The sequence below is a fragment of the Pseudomonas sp. TE12508 genome, from assembly GCF_056279485.1.
In genome coordinates, this window is the sequence record NZ_JBWCCN010000017.1 from 130,123 (window position 1) to 145,886 (window position 15,764).

Consider the following 15,764-nt stretch of genomic DNA (forward strand, 5'->3'; position numbering starts at 1 on the left):
CAAGGCTAAAAGAAATCGGTGCAATTACCCGAGCGAGCGCGATGCAGCTCATAGCGTCAGGTAACTGATAAGTCGGCTCAACAGGCCTAAACCCATGGTCACTGCCAACACCAGCACAAGGAGCATCCACGGCCGGAAAGGCCGGCGCTCGACTTGGTGCTGGGACAGGTTCAGGTACTCTTCGACATGCTTCTGGTCGTCGGGGTTCAGGCGGCTGGTCATAAAGGCCTCGTCAGGTAGACGTTGCTGAATGTGTAGACGCTACAGCGCGCAGCGATGTCGCGACCTATCCGGTATGGAACGGAGCATAGTTGCTGGCGGGAATGGCGAATGATTCCACTTTGTAACACTCGGCGACCAACTCCTGCAATGGACTCACAGGCTGATCCCGACGTCGAAAACGATGCTGCGCCCCAGGTTGCTGCGCAGGAAATCCGGGGCTTCCGGGTGGGCGAACAACACTCGGGCGAAGGTCGGGCCGACCAGCGACAACGAGCGCCAGCCCTGACGCAAGTATTCGGTGGGCGGCGGAAAGTGGCTGTTGAGGTCCAGCACTTCGCGCTTGAGGCTGGCGAAGGCGATGATGTCCAGCTCCCCCAGGTCCATGCCGCGCTCTTTGTAGTTGTGGGCTTTTTTGCGCAAGGTCGGCGCCAGTCTCAGCAGAAACTCATTGGCCGGGATGCGCCGGGGCTTGGCCTCACGGCGCACTAGCTGGCTCAGGGAAAACGCGCTGCGTCGACGTTGCAGCTCGTCGCGCCATTCATCGTTGAGGCGCCGACCCTCGTCGAGCACGAAGAACACTTCGAAGTTCGCGTCGCGGAACAACACGTCCGGTGGCTCCCCGGCGGGGGCAAATTCGTCGGCGCGATAGGGAATGTTCAGGCCTTGCAGCAGGCGCTGGCAAACCCAACGCTCACGCTCCCATTTGCGGGCATTGGAGAGGAACGTGTTGGCTTGCTCGGCCGCAATGGTCAGCAGGCGTAAATAATCTGAATCATCCATAGGCCCAAGCTTAGCGTTCAAATGTGATCTGAATAATAAGTCTGTCGCAAAAGAAAAAAGTCTGTCGGGATTTCTTCAGCCGTTTTTTCTGGCATGCCTATGGGTGTTCATCACCGAATATCCTCTACCGCCGTGTCAGGTCTGTCCCTGATTATCTGGCCCGGGTTCTTGCGCTTGATCCACCCATTCCCAGAACAGCTGATAGCCGACCGCGAGTATCACAGGGCCGATAAACAGGCCGAGGATACCGCCCGTGACCATGCCGCCCAAGGCGCCGATCAGCACCACGGGCATCGGCACATCGACACCACGACCCAGCAGCAGCGGTTTGAGGACGTTATCGACCAATCCCGCGATGAAGACATAAATGGCAAACACAATGGTCGCCGTACTGGCACCTTCGCTCATGAAAACAAAAACGATGACCGGAAGGGTAATCAGGGTGGCCGGTAATTGCATGATGCCAAGAAGCAGCACCGCCAGGGCGAGAAGGCCGGCGCCGGGGACGCCCATGAACACAAAGCCGATGCCCACCAACAGCATCTGGATGAAGGCGATACCGACCACCCCCAACGCCACTGCCCGGACGGTCGCGGTGCACAGATCGGCGATTTTCGGCCCGTTGATCGGACCGCTGAAGCGCGAAACGATTTGCACCGCGCTGCGGTGGCCGCTCTCGCCATACGCTAAAAAAATACCGGCAATAATCAGGGCAACGATGAATAAAAGGAGCCCCATGCCGACACCCGCAAGCTTGCTCAGCAGGGAGAGGCTGACACCTTTGATCTGCGGCATGAACTTGTGTGCCAGATCGGGCAGGTCAGTGGTGGCTTGCGCCCACAAGTTATAAAGAGGTTCGCCCACCAGTGGCCAGCTGGCTATCGCATCGGAGGGTGGTGGAATATGGAAACTGTCGGTTTTGACCATGGTCATGACCTTCTCCACGGAATCCGCAAGCGAGGCTCCCAACAAATAAATAGGCACCATAAGAATACTGATGACGACCAATACGATCAGCGTCGCGGTGATCCCGTCTTTATTCCCCAGCTTGCTTTTGAACCTGACTTGCAAGGGGTAGAGGGTGATTGCCAGGATCACCGACCACAGCATCAGATCGAGGAACGGGCTGAATATCTGAAAGCAGAACATCACCAGAACGGCAATCACTCCGGCACGAATCAGCACATCGAGCAGGTCTCGGGAAAAAACCTTTTCGAGAAGGGGGATGGGAACCATGGATTACCTCCTGTAGAGAGTGGCAAGGGCCTGCATTTGGTAAGTCCAGCCTTGGTCGCAAGTGAGCCGGTGAACATGCCGCTCAGCGACTCTTGTCCTCCCGACCCATCCAATCCTCCGGATGTATCGCGAGATAGCTGTCGACTGCAGAGCCTATTGTTGGAAAGAACGCTGTTTCGCCAAGCCGCGCAAAAAGCCCGAATCGCTTCAGCTTGTCCTTGACCGGGTCCTTCATCTCGGCCACACACAACTTGATACCCGCCGCGTGCAACGTTTCGTCCAGTTCCGCCAACATGTCGGCAGAGGTCACGTCCACGCTGGTGACGGGTTCCGCCGCAACAACCAGCCAGCGCACTGGCGTAGGCGATGCAGCCACGGCGTCCAGCACTCGGTCATGGAACAACTCGGCGTTGGCGAAAAACAACGGCGCATCCCAGCGAAACAGGACCAGGCCGGGTACAAGGCGCGCGTCGGGATAGCGCTTGATGTCGTGATAACCCTTCACGCCGTCCGCGCGTCCCAGGACGGCAGAGTAAGGACGCCAGCCATCCCACAGAAATTCGATGACGGCGATCACGATGGCCAGGCCGATGCCTTCAATCGCCCCCAGCACGGCCACCCCGACGGTGCAGACGATTGACAGCCAGAACTCCCAACGCTGGATTCGATAAATGCGTCGCAGGTCGGTGACCTCAATCAGGCCGATGGCGGAGGCGATCACCACCGCAGCCAGTGCGCTGGTAGGTAAATCCTTCAACAGGTCTGGTGCCACCACCAGCAGTAAGGCAACAGCAAGCGCGCCGATGACTCCGGTCAACTGGGTTTTGGCGCCTGCAGCCTCGGCCACGGGCGTACGTGACGAACTGCTGCTGATCGCAAAACCCTGAAAAAATCCGGCGGCCAGGTTGGCGACGCCGAGGCCCACCATTTCCTGGTTCGGGTCCACATAGGTGCGGGTCCGCGCCGCATAGACACGTGAGAGCACGCTGGTATCGGCGAACGAAACCAGGGCAACGGCGCAACCACCGATCAGGACGGGGACAATATCGGCGCTAGTGATCCAGGGGATGGCGAACGCAGGCAGGCCTTGCGGAAGAGAGCCGAGGACCGATATTCCAGTGCGCGCGGCAAGGTCCAGCACACCCACGGCGACGGTCGCCCCTGCCACGGCGATCAGAATGCCCGGCACGCGTTTGTTGCCCTTGAGCAGCAGAATCACGGCCAAGGTGGCTGCGCCGACCATGAAGGCGGTCCAGTTGGTTTTCCCCTCCATTACAGCCGTAGCGATCGCCCACAGGTTTCTCAGCGGGCCGTCGGATTCAATCGAAAAACCGAAAAACTTGGGCAGTTGGCTGATCAATACCGTCAGCGCGATCCCGTTCATGTACCCGTAGCGGATCGGTTTGGAAAGAAGCTCCGTGACAAAGCCCAAGCGCGCTATGCCGGCCAAGATGCACACCACCCCCGATACGATCGCCATCATGCTCGCAAGGGCGATGGCACGATGCGGATCACCGCCGGACAGTGGCAGGACGACGGCGAGAATGACGGCAGCCAGCGAGGAATCCGGCCCCAGCACCAGAATCCGGCTGGGTCCGAACAGCGCATAAGCGAGCAGCGGAACGATGGTCGCGTAAAGGCCATAGATGCCGGGTACGCCCGATGCCACCGCGTAGGCGATGCCGACAGGCACCAACATCGTGGTCAGCACCAGTCCGGCCACGAGGTCGTGCCGCAACCAGGTTATTTTGTAACCGCGCAGCGTGCGTAGTCCGGGCAGCCAACGACTCCAACCGGTGTCGCCGCCGGTGTTGCGATGGGCAATGCGGCCCGGTTCCGGGACGGGAGGCGAAGCATCCGAATGGCTCATAGGACGGTGGCCCTTTGGTGTACAGCGCAGATCCGCTTGAACGTGCCGGTCAGAACTTTTCCGGAATTCGCCGCAACGGATAATCCGGTTCACGATAGCCGCCTGATTTCTGCCGTTTGGGCAAAACCACCTTCTCGCGCGGTACATTCTTGTACGGAATACGGCTGAGCAAATCAGAGATGATGTTGAGGCGGGCCCGCTTCTTGTCGTTCGAGTTGGCCACAAGCCACGGAGCATGATCGGTGTCGGTCGACTTGAACATGTCGTCACGTGCGCGCGAGTAGTCATACCAGCGGCTGTATGACTTGAGATCCATGGGCGTCAGTTTCCAGGTTTTGCGGCCATCCTTGATCCGCGCCTCGAGCCGGCGAGTCTGCTCCTCTTCGCTGACTTCCAGCCAATACTTGAACAGCATGACGCCCGAGTCGACCATCATGCGTTCCATGAGGGGGGCCAGGGCCAGGAAACGGGTCACCTGCTCATCGGTACAAAATCCCATCACGCGCTCGACCCCTGCGCGGTTGTACCAACTGCGATCGAAGATCACCACTTCGCCAGCCGCGGGCATGTGCGCCAGGTAGCGCTGTATATACATCTGGCTCTTCTCGCGATCGGTCGGTGCTGGTAGCGCCACCACCCGAAAGACACGCGGGCTCACCCTCTCAGTGAGCGCCTTGATCGTCCCACCCTTGCCGGCGCCATCCCGCCCTTCGAAGACGATACAGATCTTGATGCCCTTTTGTTTCACCCATTCCTGCAACTTGACCAGTTCGACATGCAGTCGGCGTAACTGCTCAAGATAGTCTTTGTTCTTCAGTTTCAAGGGTTCAGCGGAGTTGCTTTTAACAGGGGTTTTCTTCTTGTCCTTTGCCATGACCCAAGCCTCACCTATGCCAGTCGCTGACTACCGATAGATGGACCCTGCAGGTGCAGCTATCAGCTTGCAGATCGCGCATTGCTTCGAGCAAACCTGGCGTCAGTCGTGGACGGCCCTCTGCTCTTGACGTTCAACTCCATCACCAACCGCGTGAGTCTAGTCCATGAATCAACCCTCTACAGGGTTGCCACAGGTTCCTGGAACACGCCAGGTCCCATCAGGTTCGATACGCGTATTGCCCGACCCGTCTGCAGGGTGGCATGCCCGCAGCATTCCTCATCCCACGCCCGATTCAGGGCATTGCACAAAACGGATAGCGATCTGCGCAAAGCGGCTATTGCCCCGTGCCCGGCGTCTCTACCCTCGGCTGTACGGACGTTAGCCGCGTTACCGACTCTTAAAAAAACAACAACAAGAGATAGATGCCATGCGCAAGATCGACGTACATGAGGTTATCGACAACGCTCGATTCAACCGCTTTCACTGGATGGTGCTGTTCTGGTGCGCCCTGATCATCATCTTCGACGGATACGATTTGGTGATCTACGGCGTGGTGTTGCCGATGCTGATGAAAGAGTGGGGGCTCAGTCCCTTGCAAGCTGGCGCACTGGGAAGTTATGCACTGTTCGGGATGATGTTCGGGGCGCTGTTTTTCGGCCCGCTGTCGGACAAGATTGGCCGCAAGAAAGCCATCACCCTGTGCGTGATGCTCTTCAGCGGTTTTACCGTGCTCAATGGTTTTGCTCGTAACCCTACCGAGTTTGGCCTCTGCCGGTTCATTGCCGGGCTGGGCATTGGCGGGGTGATGCCCAATGTCGTGGCGCTGATGAACGAGTACGCGCCGAAGAAAATCCGCAGCACGCTGGTGGCGATCATGTTCAGCGGTTACTCGGTGGGCGGCATGCTCTCGGCGGGGCTCGGCATCGTGCTGATCCCCAGTTTCGGCTGGCAGTCGGTGTTTTACGTGGCGGTGCTGCCGTTGCTGTTGTTGCCGTTGATCATGTACTTCCTGCCTGAATCGGTGGGTTTCATGCTGCGTCAGGGGCGCAATCAAGAGGCGCGCAACGTTCTGGAGCGGGTTGACCCGGCTTACGTTGCACTCGCCAGCGATCAGTTGCACATGAGCGAAGTGAAGGGCACTGGCACCCCGGTGTTGCAACTGTTCCGCGAGGGTCGTGCGCTGCGCACGCTGATGCTGTGGCTGGCGTTTTTCTGCTGCTTGCTGATGGTCTATGCCTTGAGTTCCTGGCTGCCGAAACTGATGGCCAACGCCGGTTACAGCCTGGGCTCGAGTCTGTCGTTCCTGCTGGTGCTCAATTTCGGCGCCATTTTCGGCGCGGTCGGCGGCGGGGTGCTGGGCGACAAGCTCAACCTGCCGCGTGTGTTGGCGGTGTTCTTCGTTGTGGCTGCGGTATCGATCACCTTGCTGGGCTTCAACAGTCCGATGCCGGTGTTGTACCTGCTGATCGCCCTTGCCGGCGCCACCACCATCGGCTCACAGATTCTGCTGTACGCCTGCGCCGCGCAGTTCTACTCCATGACCATTCGCTCCACCGGTTTGGGCTGGGCGTCAGGCATCGGCCGCAACGGCGCGATCGTCGGCCCACTGCTGGGCGGTGCCTTGCTGGGGATCAGCCTGCCGCTGCAACTGAACTTCATGGCGTTTGCCTTGCCCGGTGCGGTGGCCGCTCTCGCCATGACCGTGTTCGCCATCAGCAGCCAACGCAGCGCCAAAGGTGCCACCCAGACGCTTGCGCCGACCAGTGCCTGAACCCGGTAGTGGCGGCACGGCGTCATGCCGTGTCGCCGGCCTGGGTCCCCCACACATTTTTCCGAACAAGAGCGACCGGGCCTGTGCCACGGATCGCCTGACGAGTCTTGCGGCGAGGTTTCATGAAAGCGTTATTTCAGGACTTTTCCCTGTCTGCTGCCGTCGCCGGATTTATCGCCACGGTGATTTCCTACGCAGGCCCCTTGGTGATCATCTTTCAGGCCGCCGAGACCGCACACCTCTCGCGGGAAATGTTGTCGTCCTGGGTCTGGGCGATTTCCATCGGCAGCGCCGTGCTCGGCATCGGTTTGAGCCTGCGTTACCGCGTCCCGGTGATCATCGCGTGGTCGGCACCGGGCTCGGCGTTGCTGGTGGCCCTGTTGCCGGGGATCTCCATGCCGGAGGCGGTGGGCGCTTACCTGGTCAGCAGCCTGATTATCTTTCTGGTCGGGGTGTCGGGGGCGTTTGACCGGATCATCGGCAAACTGCCCGCGGCGATTGCGGCGGCGATGCTGGCGGGGATTCTGTTCAGCTTCGGCACCGGGTTGTTCGTCTCGTTGCAAGGCAAGCCGCTGCTGGTGCTGGCGATGTTTGCCACGTACCTGATCTGCAAGCGGGTGATGCCGCGCTATGCGGTGTTGATGGTGCTGCTGGTGGGTTGTTCGATTGCGTTTCTCGCCGGTGATTTGCACCGCGAAGCACTGGTGATCGGCTTGGCCACACCGGTATGGATCACCCCCGCGTTCAGCCTGAGTGCGACCCTGAATGTCGCCTTGCCGCTGGTGATGGTGGCGCTGACCGGCCAGTTTGTTCCCGGCATGGCGGTGCTGCGTGCCAGCGGCTACCCAACGCCAGCCGGCCCGATCATCGCCAGCAGCGCGTTGGGCACTGCGCTGTTGGCGCCGTTCGGTTGTCACGGGTTGAATCTGGCGGCGATTACCGCGGCCATTTGTACCGGTCGCGAGGCCCATGAAGATCCGCGAAAACGCTATGTGGCCGGGGTCGTGGGCGGGCTGTGTTACCTGGTGCTGGGGATCTTCGGTGCCACGCTGGTTTCGTTGTTTTCGGCGTTCCCCAAGGAACTGATCGCGGCCCTGGCCGGGCTGGCGCTGTTCGCCGCGATAGCCGGGGCGCTGGCCGGCGCAATGGCCGTGCCGAGTGATCGCGAAGCCGCGCTGGTGACCTTTCTCACCACCGCTTCGGGCATGTCGTTGTTTGGTTTGTCCGCCGCTTTTTGGGGGCTGATTTTCGGCATGGTCACGCACGTGCTGTTGAGTGCCCGGCGTCCCGCGCCGGCGACTCAAGCGGCCCCTGCGCAGGAGGTGGCGCGCTGATCGAGTAGTTAATCGAAACCCGATCCTTATCCGTTTTCACCATCCCTCGCGGCGAATCCGCCACGGGTGGAGCACTTCAACCTGTCGATCAATAACAATAAGAGAACAGCGATGAAACAGATCTTTCCAGCAACCGGTTCAGTGTTGTCCCTGGCGGTCGTCTCGGGTTTTTCCAGTGGCGTAATGGCCGCCGAGGGGGGCTTTATCGAAGACACCACGGCCACCTTGCAGGCGCGTAACTATTACTTCAGCCGGGACTTTTCCGACATCGTTGGGGCCAATCAACAGTCGAAGGCCGAAGAGTGGGCGCAGGGCTTCATCCTCAATGTCAAATCCGGTTATACCCAGGGCCCGGTCGGTTTTGGTGTGGATGTCATCGGCCTGCTCGGCCTCAAACTCGATAGCAGCCCGGACCGGGTCAATACCGGTTTGCTGCCGGTGCACGATGATGGTCGCGCGGCAGATGATTACAGCCGTCTGGAAGGTGCGCTGAAGATGCGTTACTCCAAGACCGAGCTGAAAGTGGGTGAGTTGCAACCCAACGTGCCGGTGCTGGCCTTCAGCGATATCCGGCTGCTGCCGCCCAGCTATCAGGGCGCAAGCATCAGCTCCAATGAAATCGATGGTCTGACCTTGCAAGGCGGCCACTTGAATTCAACCAGCCTGCGCAACGAGGCCGGCGACGAAAAGATGCAAGCCATGCTCGGTCATGTTCCGCAGCGTCAGGTCAGCAGCGATGGTTTCAACTTTGCTGGCGCCGACTACGCCTTCAATGACAAGCGCAGTTCGGTCAGTGCCTGGTTCGGGCAACTGGAAGATATCTACAACCAGCGCTTTCTCGGCTTCAAGCACAGCGAGCCGTTGGGAGACTGGACCCTGGGCGCCAACCTTGGCTATTACGATTCGCACGAAGACGGCAAAAAGTTGCTGGGCAATATCGACAACCAGGCGTTCTTCTCCTTGCTGTCGGCCAAGCGCGGCGGCCACACGTTTTATGTCGGCTATCAGGGCATGTTCGGCGACAGCGCCTTCCCGCGGGTGTTTGCCAACATCTCACCGCTGGGCAACGAGGTACCGACCTACGAGTTCGCCTACACCGATGAACGCTCCTGGCAAGCGCGTTACGACTACGACTTCGCGGCCATCGGCATGCCCGGCCTGACCAGCACCGTGCGCTACATCACCGGCAATAACGTCGACACCGGCAAGGGCTTTGAAGGCAAGGATCGCGAACGCGATCTGGACATCGGTTATGTGCTGCAGAGTGGCAGCCTCAAAGGCCTCGGCATCCGTGTTCGCAATGTGATGGCGCGTTCCAACTACCGCAGCGATATCGACGAAAACCGTCTGATCCTCAGCTACACGTGGAAGCTGTTATGAGCCCGCGGTCACAGATCTGTGGTGCAGTCACCCATGACTTCGTACGTCACACGATGGGTCTGGCCCTGATGATCGACATACTCCATGGTCGCAGGCACAACCCCGCAGGCGGTTGCGGTGTTCGTCACTGAAACCACCTTGGCGATGTCCAACGGCTGCACCGGGTTGTACGAGGTGGCGGCTGGCTCATTGCCGGCGGCCAGGGCCGAGGTGGCGGCGAGGGTCAAAAACAGGCTCATCAAGGTTTTCATTTTTCCTTACTCCGTGTTGATTCCGATGGCTCAATTCTAGGCTTTGTCCGTGGGTGATAAAGGGGGCTGGGTCTGATTCAGCCTTACAGGAAACGTAACAATCGCTGGTTCTTTTTTATCGGGTACATATCCGTTTCTGCGGTAATGGCGACCATAAGCAGCCATTACCGCAGAAACGGATATGTACACGATCAGAAAAGAGCCGCCATTACCGCAGAAACGGATACGCCCCCCAATCCTAAAACACCCCTCCAGAGCAAAGTCGAAGGGCGGTAGACTGAGGGCCTGTTCTCTTTCGGCAAGACAAGGGAGTGTGCCCAGCCATGATCGGTGCCGAGTTACTGTCCTCCGAAACCCTGACGGTGGGGTGGCTGATCTATGCACCGGTGCTGATCTGGGCCATTGCGCGAGCACCCTGGGTCGAACTGTTCAGCGACAGTCGCCGCCAGCATCTATTGTTCGGCACGGTGTTCGCGCTGTTCATGCTCTGGCTGGTGCGACGGGACTTTGATACCGGCGTGTCCTATCACTTCATCGGCATGACGGCGGTGACGTTACTGCTGGATTGGCCGTTGGCGATTGTCGGCGGGTTGGTCGCGCAAGCAGGATTGGTGCTGCTCGGACGGCAGGACATGGCGGCCATGGGGGTCAACGGCGCGCTGCTGATTCTACTGCCGGTGCTGGTCACCGAGTGCTGCGCCATCCTGGTGGAGCGCGCGCAGCCGCGTAACCCCTTTGTGTACATCTTCTGTTCCGGTTTTTTTGCCGCTGCGTTGTCGGCCCTGCTGTGCCTGACTCTGGCGCTCACGCTGCTGTGGTATGACGAACGTTTCGCCATGCCGTACTGGCTGACAGATTTTGTCGGCTACCTGTGGCTACTGATTTTCCCGGAAGCGTTTATCAACGGCATGGTGGTCAGCGCATTGGTGGTGTTCTGTCCCGAATGGCTGGAGACGTTCAATCGCACGCGCTACCTTTCAGCGCCCTGGAAGGACGACGATCCCAAATCTTGATCCACATCAAATCCAAAAAGCGTTGCCGAATCCATGCTCTGGAAAACCTTCAGGAGCAATGGCATGAGTGTGTATGAGTGGGCCCGGCAGGAGTTGCGTCAGAGTCTGGATGTGGCGCAAGAGGTGGGCTTCGATCCGGGATTGAGCCTGCGCGCCTTGCTCAGTGCGGTGGTGCAGCAGAGCAAGGCGGTACGCAATATGGAAGACCTGGCCGATGAGTTGCGGTTTCTCGCCGAGAACCTCGACGAGGGCCAGGACTATGGCTTTATGCGGCCCTGAGGGGCGGGATCAGTGGCGCGGGTCGAAGTCGCCGCTGAACATCTCGTCCTCGGCATCGGGAGGCACCGGGATCTTGTGTTCTTCCGACGCCCAGGCGCCCAGGTCGATCAGTTTGCAACGGTCCGAACAGAATGGCCGGAACTTGCTTTCGGGGCTCCATTCGACAGGGGCGCCGCAGGTTGGGCAATCGACGGTTGGGGTTTGGCTCATGACTGGCCTCCACGCAAAGTAAGGTAAAAGTGATGCAGGCGTTCGACCTCGCTGTGCAGCCAGGCGAGGTCGCGGTCGTTGACCACCACATCGTCGGCATGGCTCACGCGGTCCTGTCGGCTGGACTGGGCCTTGAGGATCGCCTGGACCTGCTGTTCGCTGGTCTGGTCACGCTGCAGGGTGCGTTCGATCTGTAACTGTTCCGGGGCATCGATCACCAAAACCCGTTGGGTCATGGCGTACTGCCCGGACTCGATCAGCAGCGGCGAAACCAGAATCGCGTAAGGCGATTGTGCCTTGGCCAGATGGTGGGTGATTTCTTCGGCGATCAGCGGATGCAGCAGCGCTTCGAGCCAGCGGCGTTCATCCGGCACTTCGAAGATCAGCTTGCGCAGCGCCGCGCGATCCAGTTGGCCGTCGGCTTGCAGCACGCCGGGGCCAAAGTGCTCGGCGATCTTCGCCAGTGCCGGGCGACCGGGTTCTACCACCCAGCGAGCCGCATGATCGGCGTCCACCACGTGCACGCCCAGATCGATGAAGTGCTGGGCGGCCGCGCTTTTGCCGCTGCCGATGCCGCCGGTCAGGCCGAGAATCCAGGGTTTTTCCACAGGGGTATTCATTTCAAACCGACAAACTGCCAATAGAAGCCGGTTATTTGACCACCCCAGAGCAAGGCAATCCAGCCGGCAATCGCCAGATAGGGGCCAAAGGGCAGCGGAGTCGAGGTTTGCGCATCCCGCAGGCGCAGCAAAATCACCCCGATGATGGCGCCCAGCAGCGATGACAGCAGGATGGTCAGTGGCAGGATCTGCCAGCCGCCCCAGGCGCCGAGCATCGCCAAGAGCTTGAAGTCACCGTAGCCGATGCCGTCCTTGCCGGTGATCAGCTTGAATAGCCAGAACACCGTCCACAACGCCATGTAGCCGGCCACCGCACCCCAGAGCGCGTCATGCAGTGACACGAAGAGCCCGAAACTGTTGACGATCAATCCCAGCCATATCAACGGCAGCACCAGCACATCCGGCAACAGCTGGTGTTCGGCGTCGATCAGGCTCATCGCCAACAGGCCCCAGCTCAGGACCAGCACCATGCAGGCCTGCCAGCCGAAACCGAAATGCCAGGCGACGAACGCTGACAGCACGCCGCAGGCCAGTTCGGTCAGCGGGTAACGTTTGCTGATCGGCGTCGCGCAGTTCGAGCATCGCCCGCGTAAAAACAGATAACTGAGCACGGGAATGTTTTCCCACGCTCGAATCCGATGGCCACAGTCGGGGCACTCGGAGTGAGGCAATATCAGGTTGTAAGCCGGGCCGGGGGCTTCGGGTGGCAAATCCAGGACGTCATGGGCTTGCAAGCGCCATTCACGCTCAAGCATTTTCGGCAGGCGCCAGACCACCACGTTGAGAAAACTGCCGATCAGCAAACCGATCACCCATGTGGTGATCACGAAGGCCAGTGAGTTGTGACTCAGAAATTCGTTCAAGGACATATCAGATCGCTGAGCCAAGTTGGAAGATGGGCAGGTACATTGCAACCACCAGGCCGCCGACGATAACCCCCAGCACCACCATGATGAAAGGCTCCATCAGACTGGTCAGGTTATCGACCATGTTATCCACCTCGTCCTCATAGAAGCTCGCGACCTTGTCGAGCATGTCATCCAGTGCGCCAGACTCTTCGCCAATGGCCGTCATCTGGATCGCCATGTTCGGAAATATACCGGAGGTGCGCATCGCAAAATTCAGCTGCATGCCGGTGGAAACATCCTGCCTGATGCGTAATACCGCTCGCTTGAACACGATGTTGCCGGTTGCGCCTGCCACTGAATCCAGGGCTTCGACCAGTGGCACGCCGGCGGCGAACGTCGTCGACAAGGTGCGGGCGTAACGGGCCACGGCGGACTTGTACATGAGCGCGCCAACCAACGGCAGTTTCAGCAGCCAGGTGTCCATTCGGTCCCGAAAGCCGGGGGACTTTTTAAAGGCATGGCGGATGCCGAAAACCAGCGCACCCAACAGGCCGAGCACCATCCACCACCAGGCCTGCAGGAACTCCGACAAGCCGATGACCATCACGGTGAATGCCGGCAGTTCGGCGCCGAACCCCGAGAACACCGACTCGAACTGCGGCACTACCTTGACCAGCAGAATCCCGGTCACAATGATCGCGACGAACACCACCGCCAGCGGGTAGGTCATGGCCTTCTTGATCTTGGCCTTGAGGCTTTCGCTCTTTTCCTTGTAGGTCGCCACCCGTTCCAGCAGGGTATCCAGAGCACCGGCCTGCTCGCCGGCATCCACCAGATTGCAGTACAGCTCATCGAAATACTGGGGCTTTTTGCGCAGGGCCGCGGCGAAGCTGTTACCGGCCGCGACTTCCTGTTTTACCTCGTCCACCAGTTTGCGCATGTTCGGGTTATCGAAGCCCTCGCCGATAATGTCGAACGATTGCAGCAACGGTACGCCGGCTTTCATCATGGTCGCCATCTGCCGGGTAAACAGGGCAATGTCCAGGGCCTTGATGCGTTTGCCGGCATTGAAAATGGACGCGGTTTTTTTCCGCACCTTGCCCGGGTTGATGCCTTGCTTGCGTAACTGGGCCTTGATCAGCGCGGGATTCTGGCCGGTCAATTCGCCGGTCATTTTTGTGCCTTTTTTGTCTGTGCCTTCCCAGGCATATACGCTGATTTTCGCTGCTTTGACCGCCATGTTCAGTCCTTGGTGACCCGGTTGATTTCTTCAAGGCTGGTGATGCCTTGCATGGCCTTGAGCAGGCCCGAAGTACGCAGGTCGTTGAAGCCGTCCTTACGCATCTGGATGTCGATTTCCAGTGAATTGCCTTCGGCCATGATCAGCCGTTGCAGTTCTGGGGTGTTCTTTACCACTTCATAAATCCCTACCCGCCCTTTGTAACCGCTGTTGCACTGATCGCAACCGACCGGTTCATAGATCGTGAATGAGCCGATGCGTTCCTCGGGAAAGCCTTCTTTGAGCAACGCCTCGCGGGGAATCTCGATGGGTTTTTTGCAATGACTGCACAATTTGCGCGCCAGGCGCTGGGCGATGATCAGGCTGACCGAGGTCGCGATGTTGAACCCCTGAATTCCCATGTTGTGCAGGCGGGTCAGGGTTTGCGCGGCGCTGTTGGTGTGCAGGGTGGAAAGCACCATGTGCCCGGTCTGGGCAGCCTTGATGGCGATTTCAGCGGTTTCGAGGTCGCGGATTTCGCCGACCATGATCACGTCCGGGTCCTGACGCAGAAACGAGCGCAGCGCCTGGGCGAAATCCAGTCCCTGCCTGGGATTGACGTTGACCTGGTTGATGCCTTCGATGTTGATTTCTACCGGGTCTTCGGCAGTGGAAATATTGATGTCGACGGTGTTGAGGATGTTCAGCCCGGTATAGAGCGACACGGTCTTGCCCGAGCCTGTGGGGCCGGTCACCAGGATCATTCCCTGTGGCTGCTTGAGCGCGGCCATGTACAGGTCTTTCTGGTCGGGCTCGTAGCCGAGGGCATCGATGCCCATTTGGGCACTGGACGGGTCGAGGATCCGGATTACCACTTTCTCGCCCCACAAGGTCGGCAGTGTGTTGACCCGGAAGTCGATGGACTTGCTTTTGGACAGCCGCATCTTGATTCGCCCGTCCTGGGGTTTGCGCCGCTCGGAGATGTCGAGACTGGCCATGATCTTCAGCCGCGAGGCAATGCGGTTGGCCAGTTGCGTCGGCGGCCTGGCGACCTCCCGCAGCATGCCATCGGTGCGCATGCGCACGCGGTAGATTTTTTCATAGGGCTCGAAATGCAGGTCGGAAGAACCGCTCTTGATCGCGTCGAGCAACATCTTGTGGACGAAGCGCACCACGGGGGCATCATCGGCATCTTGCCCTCCGAGGGCGTCCTGTTTCTGCTCATCGACCGACTCGATGTCCACCCCGTCGAGGTCGACATCGGCCATGTCTTCCAGGCCGGTGGAGTGGTTGTCGAAGAATTTTTCGATGGCGTCGCTGAGCTTGTCTTCCTCCACCAGAATGGCTTCGGTGCTCAGCCCGGTGCTGAACTGGATGTCGTTGATGGCCTGGTGATTGGTCGGATCGGAAATCCCCACGAACAGCTTGTTACCACGCCGCCAGAGGGGCAGGGCGTGGTGCTGGCGGATCAGCTTCTCACTGACCAGCCCTCGGGGTTGAGTGTCCTTGTCCAGGCAGTTGAGGTCCAGCAGGGCCATGCCGAAATGCTCCGAGGCCACCTCGGCGACCTGCCAGCTTTTCAGCAGTTTGTTTTGCACCAGATAGCTGACCAGCGAAATTCGATTGCGTTGGGCTTGTTGATACGCCTGTTGCGCACTTTGGTCAGTGATCAGTTCGGCCAGTACCAATTGCTTGGCCAGACCGCTAAGGGCGATGTCATTCATTGGGATACCGGACGCAGACAGTGAATGACTTATAGCCTAGTCAAGCAGTGGAACCAAACCAGCCGGGGTGAGGTGACAAAAAGTGTCAGATAGTGCGGATCCTTGGAGTAGGAAAGGTCTTTGCCGCGAT

16 protein-coding genes are annotated in these 15,764 nt (G+C 59.3%); 5 read left to right on the forward strand and 11 right to left on the reverse strand.

Going from position 1 to position 15,764, the window contains the following annotated elements; all coding sequences use genetic code 11:
- Nucleotides 1-48: 48 nt before the first annotated feature.
- From ACZ9IM_RS22900 to ppk2, 5 genes are all read right to left on the reverse strand, one after another.
- A complete protein-coding gene (locus ACZ9IM_RS22900; RefSeq protein WP_007901951.1) occupies nucleotides 49-222 on the reverse strand; it encodes a DUF3094 domain-containing protein in 174 nt (57 codons plus the stop codon).
- 153 nt (nucleotides 223-375) lie between these two features.
- Nucleotides 376-1,002 carry a DUF1780 domain-containing protein gene (locus ACZ9IM_RS22905; RefSeq protein WP_008008717.1) on the reverse strand — a complete coding sequence of 209 codons (627 nt, stop codon included), beginning with the start codon at nucleotides 1,000-1,002 and terminating at the stop codon, nucleotides 376-378.
- A 135-nt stretch (nucleotides 1,003-1,137) separates the two neighbouring features.
- The gene (locus ACZ9IM_RS22910) at nucleotides 1,138-2,238 is read right to left on the reverse strand and encodes an AI-2E family transporter (protein ID WP_476225025.1); all 1,101 of its coding nucleotides are present in this window, start codon (nucleotides 2,236-2,238) and stop codon (nucleotides 1,138-1,140) included.
- Nucleotides 2,239-2,320: 82 nt separating this feature from the next.
- Nucleotides 2,321-4,108, reverse strand: a complete 1,788-nt coding sequence (locus tag ACZ9IM_RS22915; protein WP_476225026.1) for a SulP family inorganic anion transporter — start codon at nucleotides 4,106-4,108, stop codon at nucleotides 2,321-2,323.
- A 49-nt stretch (nucleotides 4,109-4,157) separates the two neighbouring features.
- Complete coding sequence (ppk2, locus tag ACZ9IM_RS22920; protein WP_427626869.1) at nucleotides 4,158-4,982, reverse strand: polyphosphate kinase 2; 825 nt, start codon at nucleotides 4,980-4,982, stop codon at nucleotides 4,158-4,160.
- 430 nt (nucleotides 4,983-5,412) lie between these two features.
- Here ppk2 and ACZ9IM_RS22925 point away from each other — a divergent pair, with 430 nt between their 5' ends.
- The 3 genes from ACZ9IM_RS22925 to ACZ9IM_RS22935 all read left to right on the forward strand — a co-directional run bounded on the left by ACZ9IM_RS22925 (nucleotide 5,413) and on the right by ACZ9IM_RS22935 (nucleotide 9,470).
- A complete protein-coding gene (locus ACZ9IM_RS22925; RefSeq protein ID WP_063342493.1) occupies nucleotides 5,413-6,756 on the forward strand; it encodes an aromatic acid/H+ symport family MFS transporter in 1,344 nt (447 codons plus the stop codon).
- A gap of 122 nt (nucleotides 6,757-6,878) precedes the next feature.
- Nucleotides 6,879-8,090, forward strand: a complete 1,212-nt coding sequence (locus tag ACZ9IM_RS22930; protein WP_427626867.1) for a benzoate/H(+) symporter BenE family transporter — start codon at nucleotides 6,879-6,881, stop codon at nucleotides 8,088-8,090.
- A 111-nt stretch (nucleotides 8,091-8,201) separates the two neighbouring features.
- The gene (locus tag ACZ9IM_RS22935; RefSeq protein ID WP_476225027.1) at nucleotides 8,202-9,470 is read left to right on the forward strand and encodes an OprD family porin; all 1,269 of its coding nucleotides are present in this window, start codon (nucleotides 8,202-8,204) and stop codon (nucleotides 9,468-9,470) included.
- An 8-nt stretch (nucleotides 9,471-9,478) separates the two neighbouring features.
- On the opposite strand, the gene ACZ9IM_RS22940 is transcribed toward ACZ9IM_RS22935, so the two are convergent.
- Nucleotides 9,479-9,721 (reverse strand): DUF2790 domain-containing protein, encoded by a 243-nt coding sequence (locus ACZ9IM_RS22940; protein ID WP_476225028.1) that lies wholly within the window; start codon nucleotides 9,719-9,721, stop codon nucleotides 9,479-9,481.
- Between the two features lie 323 nt (nucleotides 9,722-10,044).
- On the opposite strand from ACZ9IM_RS22940, the gene ACZ9IM_RS22945 reads away from it, so the two are divergent.
- Both ACZ9IM_RS22945 and ACZ9IM_RS22950 read left to right on the forward strand, forming a co-directional pair.
- The gene (locus ACZ9IM_RS22945; protein WP_427626861.1) at nucleotides 10,045-10,734 is read left to right on the forward strand and encodes an energy-coupling factor ABC transporter permease; all 690 of its coding nucleotides are present in this window, start codon (nucleotides 10,045-10,047) and stop codon (nucleotides 10,732-10,734) included.
- Between the two features lie 63 nt (nucleotides 10,735-10,797).
- Nucleotides 10,798-11,013, forward strand: coding sequence for a hypothetical protein (locus ACZ9IM_RS22950; protein ID WP_237886718.1), 216 nt, complete (start codon nucleotides 10,798-10,800; stop codon nucleotides 11,011-11,013).
- Nucleotides 11,014-11,022: 9 nt separating this feature from the next.
- Here ACZ9IM_RS22950 and yacG read toward each other — a convergent pair whose 3' ends face one another.
- Genes yacG through pilB form a run of 5 tightly spaced genes read right to left on the reverse strand, consistent with a single transcriptional unit; the run spans nucleotide 11,023 to nucleotide 15,634 of the window.
- Nucleotides 11,023-11,223: a DNA gyrase inhibitor YacG gene (yacG, locus tag ACZ9IM_RS22955; RefSeq protein WP_008015124.1), complete on the reverse strand. Its 201-nt coding sequence runs from the start codon at nucleotides 11,221-11,223 to the stop codon at nucleotides 11,023-11,025.
- Nucleotides 11,220-11,843, reverse strand: a complete 624-nt coding sequence (coaE, locus tag ACZ9IM_RS22960) for a dephospho-CoA kinase (RefSeq protein ID WP_123497164.1) — start codon at nucleotides 11,841-11,843, stop codon at nucleotides 11,220-11,222. The genes yacG and coaE overlap by 4 nt, the downstream gene beginning before the upstream one ends.
- Complete coding sequence (locus tag ACZ9IM_RS22965) at nucleotides 11,840-12,712, reverse strand: prepilin peptidase (RefSeq protein ID WP_476225029.1); 873 nt, start codon at nucleotides 12,710-12,712, stop codon at nucleotides 11,840-11,842. Before ACZ9IM_RS22965 ends, coaE begins: the two co-directional genes overlap by 4 nt.
- A 1-nt stretch (nucleotide 12,713) precedes the next feature.
- On the reverse strand, nucleotides 12,714-13,931 hold the full coding sequence (locus ACZ9IM_RS22970; RefSeq protein ID WP_476225031.1) for a type II secretion system F family protein: 1,218 nt from the start codon (nucleotides 13,929-13,931) through the stop codon (nucleotides 12,714-12,716).
- Between the two features lie 2 nt (nucleotides 13,932-13,933).
- Nucleotides 13,934-15,634 carry a type IV-A pilus assembly ATPase PilB gene (pilB, locus tag ACZ9IM_RS22975; RefSeq protein ID WP_476225032.1) on the reverse strand — a complete coding sequence of 567 codons (1,701 nt, stop codon included), beginning with the start codon at nucleotides 15,632-15,634 and terminating at the stop codon, nucleotides 13,934-13,936.
- Between the last annotated feature and the right edge of the window lie 130 nt (nucleotides 15,635-15,764).